Below are 26,429 nucleotides of genomic sequence, written 5' to 3'. Positions count from 1 at the left end.
CCGGAGCACCTCTCCGGCTGAAATACTTGAGTTTACGAAATGAGTGAAATTGTTTTTGGCATCCATGCGGTGCAAGCGCTGCTGGATAACGATCCGCTGCGTTTTCAGGAAGTGTTTATCCTGAAAGGGCGTGACGATCGCCGTTTGCAGCAGCTGGTCAAAGCGCTGGAAGCGCAGGGCATTGTGGTTCAGGTGGCTACGCGCCAGTGGCTGGACAGCAAAGTGGATGGTGCTGCACATCAGGGCATCATTGCGCACGTTAAGCCGGGCCGTCAGTATCAGGAAAACGATCTGCCGGATCTGATCGCTTCACTGGAGCAGCCTTTTTTGCTGATCCTCGACGGCATTACCGATCCGCATAACCTCGGTGCCTGTCTGCGTAGCGCCGATGCAGCAGGCGTGCATGCTGTGATCATGCCAAAAGATCGTTCTGCCCAGCTGAATGCCACCGCTAAAAAAGTGGCCAGCGGCGCGGCGGAAAATGTACCGCTGATTCGCGTGACCAACCTCGCACGCACCATGCGTATGCTGCAGGAAGCGCAGATCTGGATTGTCGGCACCGCCGGCGAAGCCGATCACGACCTCTATCAGAGCAAGATGACCGGCCCGATGGCACTGGTCATGGGCGCGGAGGGCGAAGGTATGCGTCGTCTGACCCGTGAACATTGCGATGAACTGATCAGCATTCCGATGTCGGGCAGCGTCTCTTCGCTGAACGTGTCGGTGGCCACCGGTGTGTGTCTGTTTGAAGCGGTGCGCCAGCGCCGTAAATGATCGTCCGGGGCGTGATCTGCGCCCCGAATTTCCCTCTTCTCCCAGGTAAAATAGCGCGCACTTCTCATACTTAACCCAGTGAGAACAGGAGCGACGCATGAACTGGACTACCCACAGCGTATTCAACCAGCCCCGCCCTCTGAGCAACAGCAATCTGTTTCTGTCCGACACGCCGCTGCGTGAAGCGGTCACCCGTGAAGGTGCGCAGTGGGATGCTGAGCGGCTCGCCTCCGTTGGCCAACAGCTGGGCGGCAGCGAATCGCTGGAATCTGGCCGCCTGGCCAACGCTTTTCCTCCCGAGCTACTGCGTTACGATGCGCGCGGAGAGCGTCTTGATGAGGTTCGTTTTCATCCGGCATGGCATCTGTTAATGCATGGCCTGTGCGCCAATCGTCTGCATAATCTTCCCTGGCAAAACGATCCGCCCGCAGCGGCGATGGTCGCACGCGCCGCGCGTTTTATTCTGCATGCGCAGGTGGAAGCGGGCACGCTCTGTCCGCTTACCATGACCTTTGGCGCCATTCCGCTACTGCGCCAGCATTTGCCTACGCTGTTCAGCAACTGGCTGACGCCGCTGCTCTCAGACCATTACGATCCTCATCATCAGCCCGCTGAGCAAAAGCGCGGTTTGCTGATCGGCATGGGCATGACGGAGAAACAGGGCGGCACCGATGTGTTGAGCAACACCACGCGCGCCGAACCGCTGACCACACGTGGACCGGGCGAAGCCTATCGGCTAACGGGCCATAAGTGGTTTTTCTCAGTCCCGCAAAGCGATGCGCACCTGGTACTGGCACGGACGCAGCAGGGCATCAGCTGCTTCTTTCTGCCGCGTCTGCTGCCTGACGGTACGCGTAACGCCATCATTATTGAGCGTCTAAAAGACAAGCTGGGGAATCGTGCCAACGCCAGCGCCGAAGTGGAGTTTAGAGAGGCGATCGGCTGGCTTATAGGCGAAGAGGGTGACGGCGTTCGGCATATCATGCAAATGGGCAGCTTTACCCGGGTGGATTGCGCGCTGGGCAGTCATGGCCAAATGCGGCGGGCGCTGTCTGTCGCCCTGTTTCACGCCCATCAGCGACAGGTAATGGGCAAAAACCTGGTGGATCAACCGTTGATGCGGCAGGTATTGGGTCGACAGGCGCTGCAGCTGGAAGCACAAACCGCGCTGCTGATGCAGCTGGCGCACCGTTTTGATGCTTCGTCCACCGCCTGGTGCCGTCTGTTTACGCCGGTGGTGAAGTTTGCCATCTGCAAAGCGGGCATCCCTTTTGTCGCCGAGGCGATGGAAGTGTTGGGCGGTATTGGCTATTGCGAAGAGAGCGAACTGCCGCGTCTTTATCGCGAAATGCCGGTGAACAGCATCTGGGAAGGTTCGGGCAATGTGATGTGCCTTGACGTGCTGCGCGTACTGCGTAAGCAGCCCGCATTACAGGAGATGCTGGACGCTGAGTTTGCTGAGCTGAAGGGGGTTAATCGCCATTTTGATCGCCGGTGGCGCCAGCTACAGCGTCGTTTGCCACGTCTGCAGGAAAGTGACGCGCGCGAAGTCACAGGCGATCTTTACGCGCTGGCGGCCACGTCGCAGCTTTTGCGCGTGGGTTCACCACCGTTAGCCGATGCTTACGCGCAGATGAGCCTTGATGCGCGCGGGCAAAAATCGCTGCCGCCCGCGCTGGTGGATCGCCTACTGCTGCGTGCCTGCGGTGGGTGACGGGCCATATAGCAGCGCCGTGCCATACCACGAGCCGAGCACGACAGTTTCACTGATCATCAGGATTTGATAGTAAGTTGCGCCAGCCCGATTCGCCTGAGCAGCCAGATCGCGCTGCGCATCGTCGGGAGAACCGCGTACGGTTGTGGTGATAGTGCCCAGCTTCGGCAATCCACGGGTCTGTTCGCGGCTGATTTGCTGAGATTGCGCAGTGGGTGCCGGTGGCGGCTGCGGCGTACCGCGCAGCGCACTACAGCCGGTTAATAACAGCACAAGCAGGATAAGGCTTTTTCGCATCGTCATGCTCCAGAGCGGGGATGAAAAGATAAGTGTAAAACATCCCCGCGCGGGCATTACTGTTTCAGGCTAAATATGCTTACCAGCTGTGTCAGATGATGGCCTTTCTGGCTTAGCGCTTGCGCCGTCTCTTCGGAGCGTGTCACCAGTTCACTGTTGTGATGAGTTGCCTGGCCAATATGGGACATTGCCAGATTAACCTGGCCGATGCCCGCCGCCTGTTCCTGCGACGCCACGTTGATCTCTCCCATTAGCGCTTTGATCTGCTCAACGCGCACCACGATATTTTCCATCGCCTGCTGAGTATTTGCCGAGAGCCGGTTGCCTTCGGTAACGTGGCTAATCGACGCCTCAATCAGCGTGTCGATCTCTTTGGCCGCCTGCGCGCTGCGCTGTGCCAGTGCACGCACTTCTGCCGCCACTACCGCAAAACCTTTGCCCTGTTCGCCGGCACGCGCGGCTTCCACCGCGGCGTTCAGCGCCAGGATATTGGTCTGGAAGGCGATCGATTCGATCACCTGGGTAATATCGGCAATGCTTTGCGAAGAGACTTTGATCGCTGACATGGTGCTCACCGAGCGCGATACCGTTTCGCCGCCGTGGTGCACGGCGGTTGCCGTTTCCGCCACCAACGCCAGCGCCTGGCGCACGCTGTCGGCGTTCTGTTCCACCGTGGCACCCAACTGCTCCATGCTGGCGGAGGTCTCTTCAACGCTGCTCGCCTGACGGTTAATCTGCTCGCTGATATCGCCACTGCCCGCTGCAATCGCATCGGTGCCGTCGCTGATCTCCTGTGCTGCGCCACGCACCTGCGCCACGATCTGCGCCAGACCGTTGCCGATGCCATTAATGGCAACGATCAGCTGACCGATTTCATCCTCGCGGCGGGTGGCCAGGCTGGCCTGCAAATTACCGGCAGCATACTGCTGCGCCAGGCCGATCACCTGGTTCAGCGGCTGCGTCAGCCAGCGACGGCAGATCCAGATAAAGCTCACCGCAAACAGCACCACAATGCTGAGCCCGCCGAGCAGGAACAGATTGCGCGTGTGATTGATCGGTGCCAGTAACGCGTCACGACTGACTTCGCCAACGATAATCCAGTCCCAGCCCGGCATCTTTTGCCATGCCAGAAACTGCTGCTCGCCGCGATGTTCGGCGATCTGCGTACCCACAGGTTGTTCCATCAGAGAGCGTTGGGTATCGGCCGACCAGTCCGGCAGCTTGCCTTCCAGCTGACGATCAAACAGATATTGCCCGTGCGCTTTGCCTGCGGCGCCATTCAGCACAAAGAAGTGACCGCTGTCGCCCAGCGAACGTTCAAGAATTTTGCCGCGCATTAGCTGAATCTGGGCGCTGATCTCCACGCCAACAAACAGAATGCCGATCACCTGCCCACCGGCATCTTTAACCGGTTGATACTGCGTGATGTAGCGTTTGCCAAACAGCGTAGCGAGACCGCGATAAACCGTGCCGCCCGATACCGCTTTCCAGGCGGCGCTCTGGCGATCGAGCCGTGTGCCAATTGCGCGATTGCCATCTTCTTTCAGCAGCGAAGTAGCGATACGAATATAGTCATCGCCATCGCGCACAAAAATGGTGGAAACGGCGTGGGTGCGCTCCAGGAAATCATCCACCGCGGTTTGATCGAGATTCAGGGTTTTCAGTCCGGCGCGCAGGGTGGGTGTTGATTCATTTCCGACGATTACGCGGGAGCTTTCATCACGGCTGAACTTTTTTGGCAGGAAACTGCTGAACAGTTGGGTATAGCTACTGACCTCTTCATTGAGCGTGGCATTGAACATCTCTGCCATTTCGCCCATGCCTTTCACCTGATTTTGCATATTCTCTACGGAGAGCTGCTGTAACTGCTTTGCTGCATTCTGGCTTAAAGCGAGCGTGAAAATAAAAACCAACACGGCCACGCTCAAAGACGTCATTACCGACAGCTTAAAGCCAAGACTCATGGCGCTGAGAGAGAGACGCTTCATTTGTTTACCTTTTAATCGCATTGTTAAAGTACGATTAACGGCAGTTACATTAAAAAATTTAGCGTCAATGACGCAGATCAAAGAACTATTTATCGTGATTAAAGTGTGATCGGGATCGCATTGTGTTAGCGCCCTGATGCCTGTTGATACGGAAGCAAAGAAAGAGAGGCAAAGAGAATGATTGAACTGGCTGTTGAGCAATGGGCTGGCATTGAATGTTTGCACGCGGCACCCGCCGGGCAACGTGCGCTGCCGCTGCCCACCATTCTGTTTTATCACGGCTTTACCTCGTCGAAAGAGGTTTACAGCTACTTTGCCGTGGCGCTGGCTCAGGCGGGTTTTCGCGTCGTTATGCCAGATGCGGACCGACACGGTGCGCGTTACGATGGCGACAGCGAGGCACGGCTACACCATTTTTGGGACATTCTCAGACACAATATTGATGAGCTTCCGCGGCTGGAACGGGCGCTGAAGGCGCAGGGGATGGTCGCGCCGGGCAAACTGGCGGTCGCGGGCGCCTCGATGGGCGGCATGACTGCGCTGGGAGCAATGGCGCGTTATCCGCAGCTTCACAGCGTAGCCTGCCTGATGGGCTCGGCCTGGTTTATGTCGCTCAGTCAGACATTGTTTCCGCCGTTGCCCGCCTCACATCCCGATTTTGCCGCGCGCATGGCGCCGCTGGCAGATTACGATCCCAGTCAGCATCTTGCCGCGCTCGGTAATCGTCCGCTGCTGCTCTGGCACGGCGAGGCGGATGAGCTGGTGCCAGCCACCGAAAGCGTCCGTCTGCAGGAGGCGTTGCGCGCGCAGTCGCTGGATACGCAGCTCACCTGGCTGACCGAGAAACAGATCGGCCACAAAATTACGCCCGCCGCGCTCTCCGCCGCCGTGGATTTTTTTACCCGCTCTCTCTGATGTCAACTTAGTGGCCAGGCGACGGATAGCATCCGCCTGGCGCTGACCCGCACGATAAATCCGCTTTGAGCAGTAATGCTGCTTGTGTTTATGGCCTGGAATCCCTATTATTACGCGTCAATTTTTCAGCCGCATTACAGGGCTGTGTCTCAGAATCGCTGGTGATTCGCCAACCATTCTGAGACACAGCCTACAACGTTCCTTGCTTCCATGGGCCGCGGTTGACCCCGACAGGAGGCTGAATAATCCGTAAGGAGCAAATTCGATGCGTCATTACGAAATCGTATTTATGGTTCATCCTGACCAAAGCGAACAGGTTCCTGGCATGATCGAGCGTTATTCTGCAGCTATCACTGGCGCAGAAGGTACGATCCACCGCCTGGAAGACTGGGGCCGCCGTCAGCTGGCTTACCCGATCAACAAACTGCACAAAGCCCACTACGTTCTGCTGAACGTTGAAGCACCGCAGTCTGCTATCGATGAGCTGGAAACAAACTTCCGCTTCAACGACGCCGTTATCCGCAGCATGGTTATGCGCGTTAAAAACGCGGTTACCGAAGCATCTCCGATGGTAAAAGCGAAAGACGAGCGCCGTGATCGCCGTGAAGATTTCGCCAACGAAACCTCGGATGATTCGGATGCTGGGGATTCTGAAGAGTAATCAACCGTGACGGCAAATCGACTGCGCCTGTCTGGCACCGTGTGCAAGACGCCAGTGCGAAAAGTGAGCCCGTCCGGTATTCCACACTGCCAGTTTGTGCTTGAGCACCGCTCGCAGCAGGAAGAGGCCGGTTTCAGCCGGCAAGCCTGGTGTCGATTGCCTGTTATTATTAGCGGCAGCCACCATCAGGTCATTACTCAACATATAACGGTCGGCACGCAACTCAGTCTTGAAGGTTTTATTAGCTGCCATCAGGCACGCAATGGCCTCAGTAAACTGGTGTTACATGCCGAGCAGATTGAATTGATAGATTCTGGAGACTAGCCTAATGGCACGTTATTTCCGTCGTCGCAAGTTCTGCCGTTTCACCGCGGAAGGCGTTCAAGAGATCGATTATAAAGATATCGCAACGCTGAAAAACTACATCACTGAAAGCGGCAAGATTGTTCCAAGCCGTATCACCGGTACTCGTGCTAAATACCAGCGTCAGCTGGCTCGTGCTATCAAGCGCGCGCGTTACCTGTCTCTGCTGCCGTACACTGATCGTCATCAGTAATCGGTCACTGTCCATTAACGACTTTGAGAGGATAAGGTAATGCAAGTTATTCTGCTTGATAAAGTAGCAAACCTGGGCGTCTTAGGTGATCAGGTTAACGTTAAAGCGGGCTACGCTCGTAACTTCCTGGTACCACAGGGCAAAGCTGTTCCTGCTACCAAGAAAAACGTTGAGTTTTTTGAAGCACGTCGCGCTGAGCTGGAAGCCAAACTGGCTGACGCACAGGGCGCTGCAAACGAACGCGCTGAGAAAATCAACGCACTGGGCACCGTTACCATCGCGTCTAAAGCAGGCGACGAAGGCAAACTGTTCGGTTCAATCGGCGCTCGCGACGTTTCTGATGCAGTAACTGCAGCAGGCGTTGAAGTAGCTAAGAGCGAAGTTCGTCTGCCAAACGGTGTTCTGCGCACCACTGGTGAGCACGAAGTTGAGTTCCAGGTTCACAGCGATGTGACTGCGAAACTGATCGTGAACGTGGTTGCTGCGAAGTAATTGCGTTAAGAATGGCGTCAGGCTTGCCTGATTGCGTTCGACAAGAAACCCGGCTTCGGCCGGGTTTTTTATTGCCTGCGATTCGGCGGATGCTGCCGGAGATGCGATCTGCGCCATAAGGCGGATAAAGAGAGCGGGCGGGAGAGTAGGCAGAACGCCATCGTCCGCTGACGCAAGAATTACTGCGCGCGAAGAAAGGAACCGTCTGGCTGGCGAGTAAACAACACCGGGCCATTGTCGGTTTCAATCGTCAGGCCAGTGACCACGCCCTGTGCATCCTGACGAATCTTCACCTGCTGCCCGCTGCGCAGGGTGCTCAGCGGTTTATCGTCGCCCTCAACCTGCGCCATAGCAAACACATCGTTTACCGGCAGATTATTGTCACGGAACAGCTGCGCCAGCGTTTGCCCGGAGGCGATTTGATAGCTGCGCCAGGCGCCCTGGCTGTCCGCTTTCGCCGCCGGTGCCGCGGGAGTATTGCCCTGCAACTCAGCCTGCATCGGCACCTCGCGCGACGGCGTGACCGGCTGTTCCACCGGATAGCGCGTGGTGGGTGCAGGCCAGAGAATGGCCACCAGCAGCACGATTAACGCCAGCACAATGCCGCGCCGGTGCATGGCGGGCAGGGGATCCATCCAGCGCAAATTATCCGTCAGATGCCAGATGCGTAACGCCCATTGTGGCGTACGGGATGATGCAGCATTGGGCATGGCTTCCTCCTCGCGGTGCGGGCGGACTAACTGGGTGATTCTTTGCATCAGCGGCACAGACTGCGCTGATTTCCGTTTTTTAGGGGCAATTCGGCCCATGTAAACTCTCTTGTTATGACGCAGTGCGATAGAAGGCGAAAACAACCGGCATGATTACAGTATGGGTAATGTTGACGCGAAGTGCCTGTCATTATTGATAAATTAGCACGCCGCTATTGTTTACTTTTCGCGGGCAAAAGTCATCTTTCCCACGTGGCATTTTACCCTCAGCGCCTGCACTGTTATGCTGCGCCTTCTGAAATTTTCAATGATGAAAGGAAATGCAATGACCACCCCTTCTTTTGACAGCGTTGAAGCGCAAGCAAGTTACGGAATCGGTTTACAGGTTGGCCAGCAGTTGCAGGAGTCCGGTTTAGAGGGCTTACAGCCGGAAGCGCTGCTTGCGGGCCTGCGCGATGCGCTGGAAGGGAATGCGCCAGCGGTGCCGGTTGACGTTGTACACCGTGCGCTGCGTGAAATCCATGAGCGTGCCGATGCGGTGCGTCGCGATCGCCAGCAGGCGATGGCCGTGGAAGGTCAGCAGTTCCTCGAAGAAAACATCAAGCGTGAAGGCGTCAGCAGCACCGAGTCTGGTCTGCAGTTCAGCGTAATCAAGCAGGGCGATGGTCCGATTCCTTCCCGCCAGGATCGCGTACGCGTGCACTATACCGGTAAGCTGATCGACGGCAGCGTGTTTGACAGCTCGGTAGCGCGTGGCGAACCGGCTGAGTTCCCGGTCAGCGGCGTGATTGCCGGCTGGATTGAAGCGCTGACCCTGATGCCAGTGGGTTCCAAGTGGGAGCTGGTCATCCCACAAAACCTGGCGTATGGCGAACGTGGCGCAGGTGCCTCGATTCCACCATTCAGCACGCTGGTGTTTGAAGTTGAGCTGCTGGAAATCCTGTAATCCCTTGCAGAAAGCCGATAAAAAAGCCAGCGGAAACGCTGGCTTTTGTCATTGTGTCACCGGCTGTCAGGGCTTCGGCTGCTGTAAATTTACCTGCCACAGCGCAAAACCAATCGCATCATTGCCCTTGGGTTGTAACGGATACTGCGCGTAATCCTTAATGAAGCGCGTCGCCTTCTCGCCCGGTGCGGTTTCAAAACGAATATCCAGCAGCGTGCTGCTGTTTATCGCCGCCAGTCGCCAGTTATTATCCGCCTGCGGATGTACTTCGCCGTGCGCTTTGGTCTGCGCGCTGATATACGCCGCGACCACCGATCGGTTCTCATCCGGCGAGGCAAAGGCGATATGGCTTTCACCGGTCCCGGCAAAGCTGCCGCCAGTGGCGCGGTAATTATTGGTCGCCACCAGAAACGTCGCTGCCGGATCGATCGGCTTGCCGTTAAAGGTAAGCTGATGAATTCGTGACGCGCCAGCATTGATCAGCTTGCAGTCGTTGTTATAACGCGCGGGTTGCGTCACATCGATTTGATAATTAACGCCATCGATCACATCAAAATTGTAGGTACGGAAATCCCAGTTAATCAGCGACTGCGGCTCAGTGCGTGTGGTATCGATCTGATTAAACTGCCCGGCTGAGCACTCCAGCCACTCTTTAACCTCGGCGCCGGTGACCTTCAGCACCACCAGCGTGTTGGGATAGAGATAGAGATCGGCGGCGTTACGGAAGGTTAGCGCGCCTTTTTCCACTTCAACATAGCTGGCGGGATCGTTTTTACGCCCACCCGCTTTGAACGGCGCCGCCGCGGAGAGCACCGGCAAACGTGCCAGGTCCGGATCGCCCTGAATAAAACGCTCAACGTAATCACGCTGCGCATTGTTCACAATCTGCACCGTCGGATCATCCTGAATCAGTGACAGATAGCTGTACATGACGTCGGCGGAGCGGCCAATCGGCTTGGCGACGAAGTCGCGCGTCGCCTTGTGCGCATCGGCCAGCACATTGACCAGCGCCTGATCTTCTCCGGCCAGCGACTTCTTCGCCGCCTTGTCATAAATCGGCCGCGCTTCCGCTTTGCCGCTGCTGATCTGCCAGCCGCCCGCGGTTTTGCTCTCCAGCACCAGATCCACCACCCCAAGGTGATCGCCCCACATGCCTGGCATCACCGCCGGTACGCCGTTCAGCGTACCCTGTGCAATGTCAGCGCCTTTTATCGCCTTAAATTCATCGCTCGGGAAGATGGCGTGCGCATGGCCAAACATAATGGCATCAATGCCGGGCACCTGGCTGAGATAGTAAACCGAGTTCTCTGCCATCGCGTGGTAAGGTTCGCTGGACAGGCCGGAATGCGGAATCGCCACGATAATATCGGCGCCTTTGCTGCGCATTTCCGGCACGTAATGGCGTGCGGTCTCGGTAATGTCGTTAACGGTAACTTTGCCCTGCAGGTTCGCCTTATCCCAGACCATGATCTGCGGCGGCACAAAGCCGATGTAGCCAATATTCAGCCTGTGGGTTTTGCCGGCGCGATCGGTCACCGTGGTGGCTTTGATCAGATAAGGCGTAAACAGCGGCTGGTGGGTTTTGCTGTCGATGATATTGGCATTCACATAAGGGAAATGCGCGCCGCTCAGCGCCTTGTGCAGGTAGTCGAGGCCATAGTTGAATTCGTGGTTGCCGAGGTTGCCGACGCTGTAATCCAGGGTATTCATCGCTTTATACACCGGATGCACCTCATCCTTGCCCAGCCCTTTCGCTGCCATATAATCGCCGAGCGGACTGCCCTGAATGATATCGCCGTTGTCGACTAAAACACTGTTTTTTACCTCGGCGCGCGCGGCGTTGATCAGCGTGGCGGTGCGCACCAGGCCAAACTTCTCGGTTGGCGTGTCTTTGTAATAATCGAAATCCATCATGTTGCTGTGTAAATCGGTGGTTTCCATGATGCGCAGGTCAACCGTGGCCGCATGGCTTGCAGCGGTGACCGCCAGCGCCAGCAGCGTGATACCGGGTTTAAACATGTCCCTCTCCTTAATCAGATTTTTCCAGGCCATCAACATCGCAAATTTCACTGCAATCGAGGTTATTTATCTCATTAAAATGTGATCATTGTAGGATTAATGCGCGAATTGCCGCCTGAGGGCGATAAGCGCTGAGAACGATCCGCGGTTAGCAACGGGCAGCATCATGAATACAGATAACTATGCTGTTGATAACATTATCAATTAGAATAGATGACCGCCCAAGACAGGCGCGAGCGGTGACCATGGCGCGAAATGCTATGCTCACTAAGTGAACCTGTTAACCGCTGTATGCCCAGCGCGGCGCAGACGGCTACTTAAACGAGGTGAACCATGTTAGAGCAAATTTGCCAACTTTCCCGCAAGGCGGGCGACGCAATCATGCAGGTCTATAACGGCGAAACACCGGCAGATATCACGCACAAGAGCGATGATTCTCCGGTCACCGCTGCGGATATTGCAGCACATCACATCATTATTGCGGGCCTGCGCGAGCTGGATGCGGAAACGCCGGTGCTGTCCGAAGAGGATCCTGCGAGTTGGGAAGAACGCCAGCACTGGCAGCGTTACTGGCTGGTTGATCCGCTGGATGGCACCAAAGAGTTTATCAAGCGCAACGGCGAGTTCACGGTGAATATCGCCCTGATTGAGCACGGCAAACCGGTGATGGGCGTGGTCTACGCGCCGGTGCTGGATGTACTGTATTCCGCCGCCGACGGCAAAGCGTGGAAAGAAGAGGGCGGGCATAAAACGCAGATTCATGTCGCTGACGCGCGCCCGCCGCTGGTGGTGATTAGCCGTTCCCATGCCGACAGCGATCCGGAGCTAAAAGAATATCTGGCGCAGCTGGGCGAGCATCAAACCGTTTCGATCGGCTCCTCGCTGAAATTTTGCCTGGTTGCTGAAGGTAAAGCGCAGCTCTATCCACGCTTTGGGCCGACCAATATTTGGGATACCGGCGCGGGTCATGCGGTGGCCATTGCGGCTGGTGCACATGTTCATGACTGGAAAGGACAAACGCTGGATTATACGCCGCGTGAATCTTTCCTTAATCCGGGCTTTCGCGTCTCCATGTTCTGATTAAACCAGGCGGCCAGCAGGTCGCCTTTTTTTATCCCCTTAATACTCACTGGCAGGCAGCCTGTTCCGCTGCGAAGGTTGTCAGTGCTGCGTTTTGTACAAATCATGCTCCCACCAGATTCCCTTTTTATCCGTCATTTTCCTGCAATATTTCCCCGGCATCATGCCGCAGTCGTTAAGGCATGCTGACTTTGCGGCACAGAGCACAATCGAGCTAAAAGTGAAGGTTTATACTGGGTTGTAGCTGCCAGGTAACGGAGTGTTCTGTAATTGTGTGTCAATTCGGTAAAAAAGGTTATTTTCGGGCACACAAAAATTCATCGTGATCTATAGTTATCCCACTTTGCGCTTCACGGGCTTGTTGCCCCCCTTTTGGTAACGGCGAAGCGTAGTTAACACTGTTCAGGAGTATAAGCAGTATGAAGATTTTTCAGCGTTACAATCCCTTGCAGGTCGCCAAATATGTCAAAACGTTGTTTAAAGGGCGGTTATATATCAAGGACGTAGGAGCGTTTGAGTTCGATAAAGGAAAGATTTTGCTGCCGCGCGTTAAGGATAAACAGCACTTTAGCGTGATGTCAGAAGTAAACCGCCAGGTCATGCGTTTACAGGCTGATTTTGGCTAGCAATATTGGGCGCCTGTTGGGCGCCCTGTTTATTGCTTTGTACGGAAATTCCCACGTTTGGCTTATAACCGCTGTTTCTGCGCTTTTCTGTTTTTCATCTCGCCATGTCGCGCTTCATACTGCCCGGTAAATCATTCTCTTTCGAGACCGTTCCTCACGCAATTTTTGCCCGTGCCTTTTATAACGTAAGCGGTTTTTATGCTTATAAAAAGGAATAGCAACATGAAAAATAACGGTGCCGACAGCGGCAAAAAAGCAGCAACCGACGCACAGGCTGGCGCATTGCCGCTGAGCGATTTTTCTCTTAACACCTCGACTCTGAACATTACCCAGACAACTTCACCTGCGGCGCCGCGCATGGCCACAGCCAATGCACCCGTGACCATTACTCAGGTTATCGATAACATCGGCAAGACCGGCACCGTGACGCATAACAGCACCATTGACGATCCGCGCCCAATGTTCCTGGGTCGTGCGGGTGCTAACCAGCTGGTCACACTTTATGATCACCTTGGCGAAGCTCTGGGCAGCGCCTATGCGGATGCCGCAGGTCACTGGCGCATCCAGCCAGAATTTGATTTGCCTGAGGGACCACAGGGTATTACCGCAGAAACCGCGACCCGCTGGAGCGCAGGCTTCCAGTTCAATTACAAGCCGGCGGCAGATTTTCCGCTGGAAATCACCTTCGTTGAAGACCATGTCGGTGACTATGCAAAACACTACAACTCTATTCACCAGCTTAAAATGGTCGACGATCCACGTCCGCCTGTTAGCGGCCGCGCCGGTGTCGGCGAGCTGGTAACCGTTTATGCCAATACGCAGGCTGGCAAAGTCCTGATTGGCAGTGCCGTAGCAGATGAAGAGGGGCGCTGGACGGTAACGCCACTGGCGGACATGAGCAACGGCCATCAGCAATTGGTAGCCGAAACGGCCTCGAAGCAAAGCGCGGGCTTTACGTTGGTGGTTAACGTACCGCAGCCAGCGCCGGTGCAGGATGAGCAGCCCGCGGCGGATACGCCTTCTCTGCTGGCGAGATCGGCCGCCGCTGACAATACGCCGGTAACCATTACGCAGGTTATGGATAACGTGGGTAAAACCGGCGCGGCAGGTAATCGCGATAACATTGACGATCCACGCCCTGTGTTTAGCGGACGTGCAGGCGCGAACCAGCTGGTAACGCTGTACAACATGGCTTACGAGGCGATCGGCAGCGCCTTTGCAGACCAGAATGGTAACTGGACCATCCAGCCGAACGTTGATCTGGTTAGAGGTATGGAGAGCTATACCGCAGAAACGGCGACCCGATGGAGCAACGATATCTGGTTGAACTACATTCCGGCAGCCGATGCGGTGCTGGCGATCACCCAGGTTGATGACGGCACGGGCGGCTTCAACAATTCCGACACCTTCAAGATTTCTGGCGATGCGCGTCCGACCATCAGCGGCGTAGCCGGTGTCGGTGAAATCGTAAACGTGTACGCAAACAGTCAGGCTGGCAAAATGCTGATCGGCAGCGCCGTCGCCGGTCATGATGGACGTTGGGTCCTCACGCCGGAAGTGGATATTGCTAACGGTCATGTGCAGCTGGTGGCTGAAACGGCTTCGAAGCAAAGTGCAGGCTTTACGCTGGCGGTTAATGCGCCTGAGGCAGCGGAAGAGAACAACCTGTTGATCATCAATGATTACGCCTGGGATGACGTGGGCCGCCCGGGTTTTATTGGCAATGCCGGTGCCGCGGAAAGCTACAGCGGTGCCGATCGCACCGATGACACCCGGCCAACGTTTGATGGCAGCGCTGCACCTGGCGAACGGGTAACGCTATACAGCGGTGACGTGGTACTGGGCAGCGTGATCGCCGATAACGATGGCTGGTGGGAGCTGGAGATTACTACGCCGTTACGCCAGGGCGTGGTGCATAACGTGGTAGCGAAGACCGAGACGCATACCAGCAATGAGTTTGTGATCAATATCGATAATCCAGGCTATGCGGCGGTCAATATCAGTCGGGCCTTCGACAATGTGAATAAGCAGGGCGCTATTTCGCAGGGCAAAGAAACCGATGACGCGCGTCCAACCTTTAGCGGCACTGCAGGTGCCAATGAGGTGGTCACGCTTTACAGCGGCGATCAGGTCCTGGGCAGCACCCTGGCCAACAGCAACGGTAGCTGGACACTGGAAATCGATGAGAGCCTGGATAACGGTACGCATTTGGTGCGCGCGATGACCGAGCACAACACCAGCAACGCGGTGAACATTAACGTGCAGGCTCCAGAGCCGACGTTCTCGCGCTCGCTGGCCCGTGGCTTTGACATGGTTGATGATTCGCTGCTGGTAGCCGGCGATACGCCGTTATTCGATGAGACCATTGACGCGGAGTCGGCCGATTTGCCGTTAGCGCTTAACACCGTGGATTGGTTAGTGAGCAGCGAAAATGGCGTAATGGCAAATCTCGGCGCCGCCAGCGACAGCCTGAAAGTGGAAGAGGAGATGAATACCTTAACGTTTTAACGGTGAGGAGTACGTCAGTCAGACCGGGAATCTTCCCGGTCTTTTTTTTGCCTGTGGCGCGTTATGCTGCGGCCACAGGCAAACGTGCATTATTCCGCTTCTTCGTTTTTTAACACGTTGAGCGTAGTGGGGCGGGCATCAATGCGCGTCACCAGCAGCTGATCGATGCGGTAGCTGTCGATATCCACCACTTCAAATTTGTAGCCAGAAAACTTCACGAAGTCGGTACGCTTCGGGATTTTACGCAGCATAAACATCATGAAGCCGCCGATGGTTTCGTAATTGCCTGACTGTGGGAAATCGTCGATATCCAGCACGCGCATCACGTCGTCAATCGGCGTGCCGCCCTCAACCAGCCATGAGTTCTCATCACGGGCAACAATCTGCTCTTCCAGCCCCTGGCCGACCAAATCGCCCATCAGCGTGGTCATCACATCGTTAAGCGTAATGATGCCGACCACCAGCGCGTATTCATTCATGATCACTGCGAAATCTTCGCCCGCGGTCTTAAAGCTTTCCAGCGCTTCTGACAGCGTCAGCGTATCCGGCACGATCAACGCCGCGCGAATCTGCACGCCGCTGCTCAGCGCCATGCTCTGATTGCCCAGCACGCGCAGCAGCAGTTCTTTAGAATCGACGTAGCCGACGATATGGTCGATATCATCATTACAGACCAGAAACTTGGAGTGCGGATGCTGTGCAATTTTGGTTTTCAGGCTGGTTTCATCTTCGTGCAGGTTGAACCAGACAATGTTCTCACGCGAGGTCATTGAAGAGGGGACGGTGCGCGATTCCAGCTCAAACACGTTTTCAATCAGCTCATGTTCCTGCTTACGCAGCACGCCGGCCAGCGCACCCGCTTCCACCACCGCATAAATATCATCGGAAGTAATATCGTCTTTGCGCACCATCGGAATTTTAAACAGGCGGAAAATAGTGTTCGCCATGCCGTTAAAGAACCAGACCAGCGGGCGCAACATAAACAGGCAGAAACGCATTGGGTTGATAATGCGCAGGGCGATCGCCTCGGGCGCAATCATGCCGATACGTTTAGGCGTCAGGTCAGCGAAGAGAATAAAGAAGCTGGTCACCACGGTAAACGAGCAGATAAAGCTGAGCTGTTCAGCCAGTTCATGATCGGCAACGCGGATAAACAAGGAATAGAACGCCGGTGAAAATGCCGCATCGCCGACGATACCGCCAAGAATCGCCACGGCGTTCAGGCCAATCTGCACCACGGTAAAAAACATACCTGGCGTTTCCTGCATTTTCAGGACGCGTTGCGCGTTAATGTTGCCGTCGTCCGCCAGCAGCTTCAGTTTAATTTTGCGCGCGGCCGCGAGCGAGATTTCCGACAAGGAGAAAAAGGAGCTGACCGCAATCAGCAACACAATGACAAGCAAGCTGTTTAACATAAAATTTCCGTTGGTTTATCGACTTGTCATTTTTGGCCTGGGCAGCATTAGCGTCATGCATGATGCGCATTGAAGGCTATCCGTGCCAAAAATGTCTGCCTGGATCGGCGAAATGCCGGAGCAGAATCACAATCAGAGGCCGTAAAAGGCCGGTGAGCGCGATTATAGCAGTAGCGCTATTGCCGCCGCCAGAGGGCGATGAAGAGAGAAATATTCCAGACAGCGCTCATAGCGCAAACACGCCTGGCAAATAACAGTAGCGGGGCCGCACAACGGGTGCGCGGTTTTATCGGGCAACGCGCCGATTAATGCGTCTTGGCGGTTGTATCGATTCACGCCTTTGACCACAATAAGCGCAACGATTTGGCTTAACGGCGCGCTGCGGGTGATTACGGCAGGACGCACGCCAGCCAGCGGCTATAGTGATAGCACGCCGCATGCGCATCAGAGCGCGTTAAAACTGGCTTTGCCCCACCTGTATTGGGGTCGGCATTATAAACAGGAGTGAACGTGCCAGGATTTCGTTTTTATTGCTTATGTTGCCTGCTGGTGGCACCGGCCGTTGAGGCCGCCACCGTGCGCTTGCAGCTTGAAGGGTTAACCGGGGAATTACAGAAAAACGTCAGGGCACAATTGTCGACCATCGCCAGCGATGAGGTGTCGTCCGATGGCCGTTTTCGCGCGCGCGTTGCGGAGGCGATTAAAGGCGGGCTGCGGGCGCTGGGCTACTACGAGCCGGATATCGATTTTGAATCGCGCCCGGCACCGGCTGCCGGTGGCCGTCCGGTGCTGATTGCGCACGTTAAGGCGGGCGAGCCGGTAAAAATAGCTGGCAGCACCATTATTGTCAGCGGTGATGCGCACAACGACAGCGATTATAAAGCCTGGGTTGCACAGGGCACGCCAAAAAAAGGCACCGTCCTGAATCACGGCGCCTACGAAAAATTCAAAAATGGCTTTACTAACCTGGCGCTGCGTAACGGTTATTTCGACGGTGACTTTAAAAAAAGCCAGCTGGGCGTGTCGGTTGAACGGCGTGAAGCCTTTTGGGATCTCGATTATGACAGCGGCGAGCGTTATCGTTTTGGCGACGTCACCTATCAGGGCTCGCAAATCCGCGAAGAATATCTCGATAACCTGGTGCCGTTTAAAAAGGGCGACTATTACAGCTCGCGTGAACTGGCAGAGCTGAACCGTCGCTTATCGGCCACCGGCTGGTTTAATTCGGTGGTGGTTGCGCCTGAATTTGATAAAGGCCGCCAGAGCAAAATATTGCCGCTCAGCGCCGTGGTCTCACCGCGTACGGAAAATACCATTGAAACCGGCGTTGGCTACTCCACCGACGTGGGGCCGCGGCTGAAAGCGACGTGGAAAAAGCCTTGGGTGAACGATCGTGGGCACAGCCTCAGCGCCAGCGCCAACGTCTCCGCGCCCGAACAGGAGTTGGCCTTCGGCTACAAAGTGCCGGTGTTGAAAAGCCCACTTGAACAGTATTACACCTTTTCCGGTGGCCTGAAGCGCACCGATCTCAACGATACCAAAGCCGATACCACCACGCTGGGCCTGGCGCGTAACTGGGATAACAGCTCCGGCTGGCAAAAAGCGCTGAACCTGCGCTGGAGCCTCGACCACTTTACGCAGGGTAACGTCACCAACACCACCATGCTGCTCTATCCGGGCGCCAGCATTAACCGCACGCGTTCGCGCGGCGGACTGATGCCAACCTGGGGCGATTCGCAGCGCTATTCGGTTGACGTCTCCGATACCACCTGGGGCTCGGACGTTGATTTCATGATTTTGCAGGCGCAGAACGTCTGGATCCGCACGCTGGCGGATAAACACCGCTTTGTAGCGCGCGGTAACCTCGGCTGGATTGAAACCAACGACTTCGATCGCGTGCCGCCCGATTTACGCTTCTTCGCCGGTGGCGATCGCAGCATCCGCGGCTACAAATACAAAAACATCGCGCCACGCGATGAGGACGGCAAGCTGGTGGGGGCTTCCAAGCTGGCCACCGGCTCGCTGGAATATCAGTACAACGTCACCGGAAAATGGTGGAGTGCGGTGTTTGTCGACTCCGGCGAAGCGGTGGACGATATCAAACAGAGCAACGTGAAAACCGGCGCGGGCGTCGGCGTTCGCTGGTCATCCCCGGTGGGACCAATCAAGTTTGATATCGCTAAACCGATTGGCGATAAAGAGTCGAGCAACCTGCAATTTTATGTCGGACTGGGGCCGGAATTATGAGTTGGTGGAAAAAGGCCCTGATTGGCTTACTGATATTTCTGGCGGTGCTGTTGGCTGCCGTGGCCTTCCTGATTGGCACCACGCCGGGCCTGCATCTGCTGCTGAACGGCGCGTCACGTTGGGTACCGGGGCTGGAGATCAAAAAGGTGGATGGCGGCTGGCGCAATCTGACGCTGAGCGGCGTGCAATATGAGATGCCGGGCGTCAACGTCAACGTCGGCAAAGTGCATCTGGCGGTGCAGCTCGGCTGTCTGACCCATTCGGCTATCTGCGTGAATGATTTCTCTATCAGCGATGTGAACGTCGCCGTGGACAGCAAAAAAATGGCGCCCGCCGCGCAGCAACCGGTGGAAGAGCAGCCTGGCAGCGGGGATATCAGCACGCCTTATCCGATCACGCTGCGTCAGCTGGCGCTGCACAATATCAATATTAAAATCGACGACACCGCGGTGTCGTTGCTCGATTTCACTACCGGCCTCGCCTGGCAGGACAAAAATCTCACCATTACGCCAACGCATATTCAAAGCCTGCTGATTGCCTTGCCGAAAGCGGCGCAGGTGGCACAGGAGCAGGTGATTGAGCCGAAGGTGAATAAGCCGCAGGCCGATGAGCCGCCGTTGGGCGAAACGCTGAAGGCGATGTTTGCCAAACCGCTGCTGCCCGATCTGCCTGAATTTCGTCTGCCGCTGAATGTTGACGTGCAGGAGCTGATCGGCGAACAGCTGCGCATCACCGGCGATACCGATATCGCCATCAACCGTCTGCTGCTCAAAGCGAAAACCGCCGATCAGCTGTTGCAGTTGCAGACGCTCGATATCGATTCACCGCAGGGGCAGCTTAATGCCAGCGGGGAGGCGACGCTGGCTGATAACTGGCCGGTGAATTTCAATCTGAATGGCGCGTTAAACATCGATCCGCTGAAAGGCGAGAAGATCAAAATGACGCTGGGCGGCGCGATGCGTCAGCAGCTCAACCTCGCACTGAACCTCTCCGGCCCGGTACAGGCCCAGCTCAACGGTGACGCGCAGCCTGCGGTAGCTGGCCTGCCAGTGAATATGTCGCTGACCAGCCCACAGCTGCGCTGGCCGTTAACCGGCCCGGTGCAGGTTCAGGCCGACAATCTCGATTTCTCCTTTAAGGGCAAAGCCACCGACTATGTGATGGCGTTGCGCACCGCGGTAAAAGGCGAGTCCATTCCACCTGCCAACATTGCGCTGGATGGCAAAGGCAACGTGGAACAGTTCAGCCTCGACAAGCTGCGCATTGCTGCCTTGCAGGGCAACGCCGATCTGACCGCGCTGGTGGACTGGAGCAAGGCGATTAGCTGGCGCAGCGAGCTGACGCTTTCTGGTATCAACACCGCGAAACAGTATCCGGACTGGCCGGCGAAGCTGGACGGTAAAATCACCACGCGCGGCAGCCTCTATGGCGGCACCTGGCAGATGCGCGTGCCGGAACTGCAGCTGAAAGGCAATGTGAAACAGAATGCGGTATCGGCGCAGGGCACGCTGTATGGCAACAGCTATAACCAGTGGAACATTCCGGCGCTGCAGCTGGCGCTGGGGCGCAACCATATTGATGTGAAAGGTTCGCTGGGCGATGCGCTGAATCTTGATGCGCTGGTTGATGCGCCGTCGCTGGATAATGCGTTACCCGGCCTTGGTGGCGTAGCGAAGGGATCGATCAAAGCGCGCGGCACGCTGAAAGCACCGCAGCTGCTGGCCGATCTCACCGCCACCCGACTGCGCTGGCAGCAGTTGCAGATTGCCCGCGTCACGCTGCAGGGCGACGTACGCTCCAGCGATCAGGTGTCTGGCAAGCTGGCGCTGCGCGTTGAACAGCTTCAGCAGGATGCGCTGAAAATCAGGCTGCTTACCCTGAATGCCGATGGCGATGAGAAAAAGCATCAGCTGAAGCTTAACGTGCAGGGCGAGCCGGTTTCTGGGCAGCTGGCACTAAGCGGCAGTTTTGATCGGCAGAGTGAGCGCTGGCAGGGCAGCATGAACGATACGCGCTTCGATACGCCGGTTGGCGTGTGGCGGCTCTCTCGTGCGATGAGCCTGGATTATCTTAACAGCAAGCAAACCGTCACCATTGGCACTCACTGCTGGCTCAATCCCAACGCTGAGCTTTGCGTGCCGCAGCCGATTGAGGCAGGCCCGAGCGGTCACGCGCGCGTGGCGCTGAACCGCTTTGACCTGGCGATGATCAAGCCGTTCCTGACCGATGAAACCAAACTCACCGGCGTGTTTAGCGGTGATGCGGATGTCACCTGGACCGCCGATGGTGCGCTGCCGCAGGGCCGCGTCTCGCTGAAAGGCAACGGCGTCAAGGTTGAGCAGGATGTACAGGGCAATACGTTGCCGGTGGCCTTTACCGCACTGAACCTCAACGCCGCGTTGCGCGACGGACGCGCCCAGCTCGACTGGCTGATCCGCATTGCCAACAACGGTCAGCTGGATGGCAATGTGCAGATCGCCGATCCGCAAAACCGCCGTACGCTCTCCGGCAACGTCAATATCACCAATATCTCGCTGGCGCTGCTGAATCCAGCGCTGATGCAGGGCGAGAAAATCGCCGGCATGCTCAACAGCAATCTGCGTCTGGGCGGTAATCTGCAACAGCCGCAGGTGTTTGGTCAGCTGGGATTGCGCAATATCGATGTTGAAGGTAGCTTTATGCCGGTTGATCTTACCGCCGCTAACCTCAGCATGGTGTTCAACGGCATGAGTTCCACGCTGCAAGGCGCGATTCAGACGGCAAAAGGCAATATTAATCTCAACGGCAACGCCGACTGGAGTCAGATCGATAACTGGCGCGCGCGCATCGCCGCGCAGGGCAGCCGCGTACGCGTGACCGTACCGCCAATGGTACGGCTCGATGTCTCGCCGGATTTGGTGTTTGATGCGTCGCCGACCGCCTTTAATCTCAACGGCAGCGTTGATATTCCGTGGGCGCGCATCACGGTGCAGGAAGTACCGGAAAGCGCCACCGGCGTCTCTTCGGATGAGGTGCTGCTGGATGAGAACCTGAAGCCGATCGCACCACAAACCGCGGCCATTCCAATCAACAGCAACTTGGTCATTCACGTTGGCAACGATGTGCGACTCAGCGCGTTCGGCCTCAAGGCGAAGCTGAATGGCGATCTCAAACTGGTGCAGGATAAGCGCGGCCTCGGCCTGAACGGGCAGATCAACATTCCGTCCGGTCGCTTCCACGCCTACGGTCAGGATCTGCTGGTGCGCAAAGGTGAACTGCAGTTTGCTGGTCCGCCGGACCAGCCATACGTTAACCTGGAAGCGATCCGCAACCCGGATGCCACCGAAGATGGCGTGACCGCCGGATTACGCGTTACCGGTCTTGCTGATGAGCCAAAAGCGGAAGTGTTTGCCGACCCGGCCATGTCACAGCAGGAGGCGCTCTCTTACCTGCTGCGCGGGCAGGGATTGGGTAGCGATGGCGACAGCAACGCATTAACCTCAGCATTAGTTGGGCTGGGGGTTGCGCAAAGTGGGCAGGTTGTGGGTAAAATCGGTGAGACCTTCGGCGTCAGCAATCTGGCGCTCGATACCGCCGGTGTTGGCGACAGCCAGCAGGTGCAGGTGAGCGGCTACGTGCTGCCAGGTCTACAGGTAAAATACGGTGTCGGCATATTTGATTCACTGGCGACCTTAACCTTGCGTTATCGCCTTATGCCTAAGCTCTATTTGGAAGCGGTGTCTGGTCTCGATCAGACGCTGGATCTGCTCTATCAGTTTGAGTTTTAGCAATGCGAATAATTGTCTACGGCACGTTACGGCGCAAACAGGGAAACAGTCACTGGATGACGAATGCGCAACTATTAGGCGAACACCAGATTGAGGGCTTTCAGCTCTACAGTCTGGGCCATTATCCCGGCGTCGTGCCGGGTGACGGCAAGGTCATCTGTGAGGTTTATCGCATCGATGCCAGTACGCTGGGCGAGCTTGATGCGTTACGCACCAAGGGCGGTGAATATAAACGCCAGCTGCTGCAAACGCCTTACGGCAGCGCATGGCTTTATGTTTACCAGCGCCCGGTTGCCGGGCGGCAGCTGATCGACAGCGGCGACTGGTTGCTGCGCGATGAGCAGCCAGAAGGCGAATAGCAGATAAAAAAAACGCCGTCATCATGACGGCGTTTTTTATGCGGGCAACAACAGAATTACTGTTTTGCTGCGCGTTCGAATGAGGCCACGATTTCAGCTTTAGCCGCTTCCACGTCGTCCCAGCCGTCAACTTTAACCCACTTGCCTTTTTCCAGATCTTTGTAGTGCTCAAAGAAGTGGGTGATCTGCGCACGCAGCAGTTCTGGCAGGTCGTTCACATCTTTGATGTGATCGTATTCTTTAGACAGTTTGGTGTGCGGCACGGCAACCACTTTGGCATCTTCACCAGACTCGTCGGTCATTTTCAGCACGCCAACCGGACGGCAGCGAATGACGGAACCCGGCACCAGTGGATAGGGCGTTGGCACCAGTACGTCAACCGGATCACCATCCAGAGAAAGGGTGTTATTGATGTAACCATAGTTGCAAGGATAGAACATGGCGGTAGACATGAAACGGTCTACGAACAGCGAGCCAGACTCTTTATCCACTTCATATTTGATAGGATCGGCGTTGGCCGGGATCTCAATGATTACATAAATATCTTCTGGCAGGTCTTTACCGGCGGGAACATGGTTCAAACTCATCTCGGATTCCTTGATTAGTCATAAGTCGAGTGATGGCTATTATAGCCAACTGCCCCTGAAAGTAAGCCCCCTTTTTACCCTTTAGGAATGCGCCTTGCTTTACTTGCCGACAAGGAACAGCGAGACGATGCCCGCGGCAATCAGCGGTCCCACCGGCACGCCGCGAAACAGCGAAACCCCAATGATGGTGCCGATCAATAATCCACCGACGATGGTTGGCTGCGCGCCCATCAGGCTAACGCCGCGGCCGCCTAACCACGAGACAAAGATGCCAACCACAATCGCCAGCAGCGACTTCCAGTCGAGAAAGGATTTTACCAGCGTGGAAGGGGGCAGGGTGCCGCTGGCCAGCGGTGCCATCACCGCAATGGTGAGAATAATAATGCCCAGGGTGATGCCCTGTTTTTCCACCACCGGGAAAAATTGCGCCAGCGGCGTCAGCTTGATCGCCAGCAACACAAGAATAGAGATGGTCACGGCGGTGTTGTGGACAAAAAAGCTTAGAACGGCGAGCAGCACCAGAATAATCAGTGAGGCGTAAGCGGTCATGACAGGCTCCAGCATGGCTGGCACCTGGCCAGCCGGTTCAGAAATTAACAGTCGTCCGGATTTGCACAGCTTCCCTGAGTCAGGGATTGCAGCATCAGGGTCTGATTTTTTATCAGGCTTACCGCCTGTGCGCCATAGTTGAGCACGCCCGACGTGCCCTGCTGCGCCGCCAGACTTTTGCTGGTGGCCAGCCAGCTGTCACGATAGGTGAGCCAGGCCCGCTGCGCGCTGCGCAGTTTGGCTTTGTCATCACCGGTGAGTTTTGCCATCGCTGACTGATAGGCCAGGTTCAATTCCTTGTCCCAGGCTTTGCTGGCAGTGGTGTAACAGCCGGACATGCCCGCAGTGGTACTTTCATGCTGCAAACACTGCTCAAGCGCCTGATCGGCCGGTGCGGCATGGGCTAACAGGCTGGCGGTCATTAATCCGCCACAGAGTAAAATTCTTTTTCTCATCACTCGCTTCCTTTTTCTGAATGAAAAAACAACGATTAGCGCCGCTAACGCATCAGCGTCACAGCCAACGGCAGCCATCATACCAGTAAAGTTTCCCGCTTTTATTGCCGATAACTTATCCGCTTCAGGCATCGGGATTTTTGCCTCTTCTTGGATAACGGGAAACATCATGCTGAAAAAGGTCTCACTTCGTTCCGGGTTATTACTCTTACTGGCGTGTATGACATTGCTGCTGCTGTTGGTCAGCGTGATGGGCATTATCGCTATCAATAAAGGCAACCGTTCTCTGGATGTGATCAATCGAATCCAGGCGATCGAACTCAACAGCCTTTACCAAAGCAACAGTGGATTAATGAGCGCGCGTACCAACGCCGCGCTGGCAGTGCGCAAGATTGAGATTGGCCTGCTGGATGAGGGGACGGCCATCAGCAAGCACGCCGCCGCCGATCTGGCTGAGTCACGCCAGCGGCTGAAGCAGTTCGTCGATGCCGGTACGGTAACCGCCCATGGCAAAACGCTAGCCGATGCGGTGGTAGCCACTTTCAATGTTTATGTTGATCAAAGCATTACGCCGATGATGACGGCGTTAAATAAACAGTACACCGATGAGTATTACGATCTGCTGGAAGGCAACATGTCCGCGCAGGCGCAGGCTTTTACCGAGGCGGTAGGGAATTTTGGTCACTACGCCAATCAGGTTACCGCCGCGCAGCTGGCGCAGGCGGCGTGGAATGAGCGCATGATGAAAATTCTCATCGGCATCAGCTGCGTGCTGACGGTGCTGCTGATCGGTTTTGCCTGGCATATTTTGCGTATCATGCTGCTTACGCCATTAAATCAGGCGATTACGCATCTGGAAGGCGTTGCCGCAGGCGATCTATCGCAGCCGGAACCGGCTGGTGGCAGCAACGAACTGGGGCGTTTGAATCGGGCGCTGGCCGATATGCAGGTGGCGCTGCGTCACTCGGTGGGCCGGGTACGTGAGGCGAGCCAGCAGATTGATGTCGGCAGCCGCGAACTCTCCGCCGGTAACAACAATTTATCGCAGCGTACGGAAGCGTCCGCGGCGTCGCTGGAACAGACCGCCGCCAGCATGGAGCAGCTGACCGCTACCGTGCGGCTCAACGCGCAAAATGCCGAGCAGGCGCATCAGCTGGCTAATCGCGTTTCCGATACCGCCGATCGCGGCGCGCAGGTGGTGTGCCATGTGATGGAAAAAATGCAGGAGATCACCAGCAGCTCGGCGCGCATCGGCGATATTCTCAGCGTGATTGACGGCATCGCTTTCCAGACCAACATCCTGGCGCTTAACGCTGCCGTCGAGGCTGCGCGCGCTGGCGATCAGGGCCGTGGTTTTGCCGTGGTGGCTAACGAAGTGCGTAACCTGGCGCAGCGCAGTGGCACCGCGGCGAAAGAGATTCGTACGCTGATTGCCGAATCGCAAACGCGCGTCCGTGAAGGCAGCGACATGGCCACGCAGGCGGGTGAAACTATGGATGATATTGCCGGTGAAGTGATGCGTGTCACCACCTTAATGAAAGAGATCTCCAGCGCCTCTGCGGAACAGAGTCGTGGCATTGAGCAGGTTAACCTGGCGGTCACGCAGATGGATGAGGTGGCGCAGCAGAACGCAGCCCTGGTCGAGCAGGCGGCAGCGGCCACTCAGTCGCTGGAAGAACAGTCACAGCAGTTGGTGCAAACCATGGCGCTGTTTCGGGTCAGTGCAGCATAAAAAAAGGGCGCTCATGGCGCCCTTTTTTATGG

General features: G+C 56.2%; 23 protein-coding genes. 15 read left to right on the top strand and 8 right to left on the bottom strand.

Annotation, left to right across the window (positions count from 1 at the left end; translation table 11 throughout):
* Positions 1-39 precede the first annotated feature (39 nt).
* Both rlmB and EM595_RS15265 read left to right on the top strand, forming a co-directional pair.
* The gene (rlmB, locus tag EM595_RS15270; protein ID WP_067433976.1) at positions 40-774 is read left to right on the top strand and encodes a 23S rRNA (guanosine(2251)-2'-O)-methyltransferase RlmB; all 735 of its coding nucleotides are present in this window, start codon (positions 40-42) and stop codon (positions 772-774) included.
* A gap of 97 nt (positions 775-871) precedes the next feature.
* On the top strand, positions 872-2,488 hold the full coding sequence (locus tag EM595_RS15265) for an isovaleryl-CoA dehydrogenase (RefSeq protein WP_067433973.1): 1,617 nt from the start codon (positions 872-874) through the stop codon (positions 2,486-2,488).
* Here EM595_RS15265 and bsmA read toward each other — a convergent pair.
* Both bsmA and EM595_RS15255 read right to left on the bottom strand, forming a co-directional pair.
* Positions 2,462-2,785: a biofilm peroxide resistance protein BsmA gene (bsmA, locus tag EM595_RS15260; protein WP_067433970.1), complete on the bottom strand. Its 324-nt coding sequence runs from the start codon at positions 2,783-2,785 to the stop codon at positions 2,462-2,464. The genes EM595_RS15265 and bsmA overlap by 27 nt on opposite strands.
* A gap of 56 nt (positions 2,786-2,841) precedes the next feature.
* Complete coding sequence (locus EM595_RS15255; RefSeq protein ID WP_067433967.1) at positions 2,842-4,773, bottom strand: methyl-accepting chemotaxis protein; 1,932 nt, start codon at positions 4,771-4,773, stop codon at positions 2,842-2,844.
* A gap of 177 nt (positions 4,774-4,950) precedes the next feature.
* On the opposite strand from EM595_RS15255, the gene yjfP reads away from it, so the two are divergent.
* The 5 genes from yjfP to rplI all read left to right on the top strand — a co-directional run bounded on the left by yjfP (position 4,951) and on the right by rplI (position 7,397).
* Positions 4,951-5,688, top strand: coding sequence for an esterase (gene yjfP, locus EM595_RS15250; RefSeq protein WP_067433964.1), 738 nt, complete (start codon positions 4,951-4,953; stop codon positions 5,686-5,688).
* A 265-nt stretch (positions 5,689-5,953) separates the two neighbouring features.
* Positions 5,954-6,349: a 30S ribosomal protein S6 gene (gene rpsF / locus EM595_RS15245; RefSeq protein ID WP_067433961.1), complete on the top strand. Its 396-nt coding sequence runs from the start codon at positions 5,954-5,956 to the stop codon at positions 6,347-6,349.
* 6 nt (positions 6,350-6,355) lie between these two features.
* On the top strand, positions 6,356-6,673 hold the full coding sequence (priB, locus tag EM595_RS20730; protein WP_071852532.1) for a primosomal replication protein N: 318 nt from the start codon (positions 6,356-6,358) through the stop codon (positions 6,671-6,673).
* Positions 6,674-6,677: 4 nt separating this feature from the next.
* Positions 6,678-6,905 (top strand): 30S ribosomal protein S18, encoded by a 228-nt coding sequence (gene rpsR / locus EM595_RS15235; RefSeq protein ID WP_000135199.1) that lies wholly within the window; start codon positions 6,678-6,680, stop codon positions 6,903-6,905.
* A 39-nt stretch (positions 6,906-6,944) separates the two neighbouring features.
* A complete protein-coding gene (gene rplI, locus EM595_RS15230; protein ID WP_067433954.1) occupies positions 6,945-7,397 on the top strand; it encodes a 50S ribosomal protein L9 in 453 nt (150 codons plus the stop codon).
* 179 nt (positions 7,398-7,576) lie between these two features.
* Here rplI and EM595_RS15225 read toward each other — a convergent pair whose 3' ends face one another.
* Entirely contained in the window at positions 7,577-8,206 is a 630-nt protein-coding gene (locus tag EM595_RS15225; RefSeq protein ID WP_157883898.1) for an OapA family protein, read from the bottom strand.
* A 226-nt stretch (positions 8,207-8,432) separates the two neighbouring features.
* Here EM595_RS15225 and fklB point away from each other — a divergent pair, with 226 nt between their 5' ends.
* Positions 8,433-9,053, top strand: a complete 621-nt coding sequence (fklB, locus tag EM595_RS15220) for a BamJ family beta-barrel-assembly machinery protein (RefSeq protein ID WP_067433943.1) — start codon at positions 8,433-8,435, stop codon at positions 9,051-9,053.
* A gap of 66 nt (positions 9,054-9,119) precedes the next feature.
* Here fklB and EM595_RS15215 read toward each other — a convergent pair whose 3' ends face one another.
* Positions 9,120-11,072 carry a bifunctional 2',3'-cyclic-nucleotide 2'-phosphodiesterase/3'-nucleotidase gene (locus EM595_RS15215; protein WP_067433940.1) on the bottom strand — a complete coding sequence of 651 codons (1,953 nt, stop codon included), beginning with the start codon at positions 11,070-11,072 and terminating at the stop codon, positions 9,120-9,122.
* 333 nt (positions 11,073-11,405) lie between these two features.
* Here EM595_RS15215 and cysQ point away from each other — a divergent pair, with 333 nt between their 5' ends.
* From cysQ to EM595_RS15200, 3 genes are all read left to right on the top strand, one after another.
* On the top strand, positions 11,406-12,152 hold the full coding sequence (cysQ, locus tag EM595_RS15210; RefSeq protein ID WP_067433938.1) for a 3'(2'),5'-bisphosphate nucleotidase CysQ: 747 nt from the start codon (positions 11,406-11,408) through the stop codon (positions 12,150-12,152).
* A gap of 419 nt (positions 12,153-12,571) precedes the next feature.
* A complete protein-coding gene (locus tag EM595_RS15205; RefSeq protein WP_067433935.1) occupies positions 12,572-12,778 on the top strand; it encodes a stringent response modulator YtfK in 207 nt (68 codons plus the stop codon).
* 222 nt (positions 12,779-13,000) lie between these two features.
* Positions 13,001-15,286: an Ig-like domain-containing protein gene (locus EM595_RS15200; RefSeq protein WP_067433932.1), complete on the top strand. Its 2,286-nt coding sequence runs from the start codon at positions 13,001-13,003 to the stop codon at positions 15,284-15,286.
* An 89-nt stretch (positions 15,287-15,375) separates the two neighbouring features.
* On the opposite strand, the gene paeA is transcribed toward EM595_RS15200, so the two are convergent.
* Entirely contained in the window at positions 15,376-16,701 is a 1,326-nt protein-coding gene (gene paeA, locus EM595_RS15195; protein ID WP_067433929.1) for a polyamine export protein PaeA, read from the bottom strand.
* 510 nt (positions 16,702-17,211) lie between these two features.
* Between paeA and tamA the strand changes: the two genes are divergently transcribed.
* From tamA to EM595_RS15180, 3 genes are read left to right on the top strand one after another with little or no spacing between them, the layout of a single operon-like run.
* Entirely contained in the window at positions 17,212-18,948 is a 1,737-nt protein-coding gene (gene tamA, locus EM595_RS15190) for an autotransporter assembly complex protein TamA (protein WP_067433926.1), read from the top strand.
* Positions 18,945-22,715 (top strand): autotransporter assembly complex protein TamB, encoded by a 3,771-nt coding sequence (gene tamB / locus EM595_RS15185; protein ID WP_067433923.1) that lies wholly within the window; start codon positions 18,945-18,947, stop codon positions 22,713-22,715. The genes tamA and tamB overlap by 4 nt, the downstream gene beginning before the upstream one ends.
* Before the next feature lie 2 nt (positions 22,716-22,717).
* Entirely contained in the window at positions 22,718-23,074 is a 357-nt protein-coding gene (locus tag EM595_RS15180) for a gamma-glutamylcyclotransferase family protein (RefSeq protein ID WP_067433920.1), read from the top strand.
* 56 nt (positions 23,075-23,130) lie between these two features.
* On the opposite strand, the gene ppa is transcribed toward EM595_RS15180, so the two are convergent.
* From ppa to EM595_RS15165, 3 genes are all read right to left on the bottom strand, one after another.
* Complete coding sequence (ppa, locus tag EM595_RS15175; protein ID WP_067433917.1) at positions 23,131-23,661, bottom strand: inorganic diphosphatase; 531 nt, start codon at positions 23,659-23,661, stop codon at positions 23,131-23,133.
* 99 nt (positions 23,662-23,760) lie between these two features.
* Positions 23,761-24,210: a DUF441 domain-containing protein gene (locus EM595_RS15170; RefSeq protein WP_067435550.1), complete on the bottom strand. Its 450-nt coding sequence runs from the start codon at positions 24,208-24,210 to the stop codon at positions 23,761-23,763.
* Positions 24,211-24,254: 44 nt separating this feature from the next.
* Positions 24,255-24,665, bottom strand: a complete 411-nt coding sequence (locus EM595_RS15165) for a lysozyme inhibitor LprI family protein (RefSeq protein ID WP_067433914.1) — start codon at positions 24,663-24,665, stop codon at positions 24,255-24,257.
* A 172-nt stretch (positions 24,666-24,837) separates the two neighbouring features.
* Here EM595_RS15165 and EM595_RS15160 point away from each other — a divergent pair, with 172 nt between their 5' ends.
* Positions 24,838-26,397: a methyl-accepting chemotaxis protein gene (locus EM595_RS15160; protein ID WP_067435547.1), complete on the top strand. Its 1,560-nt coding sequence runs from the start codon at positions 24,838-24,840 to the stop codon at positions 26,395-26,397.
* Positions 26,398-26,429 lie beyond the last annotated feature (32 nt).

It is taken from the genome of Duffyella gerundensis (assembly GCF_001517405.1).
Taxonomy (GTDB): Bacteria; Pseudomonadota; Gammaproteobacteria; order Enterobacterales; family Enterobacteriaceae; genus Duffyella; species Duffyella gerundensis.
The sequence above is the reverse complement of the archived record's forward strand: the minus strand, read 5'-3'. Positions and strand labels throughout refer to the sequence as shown.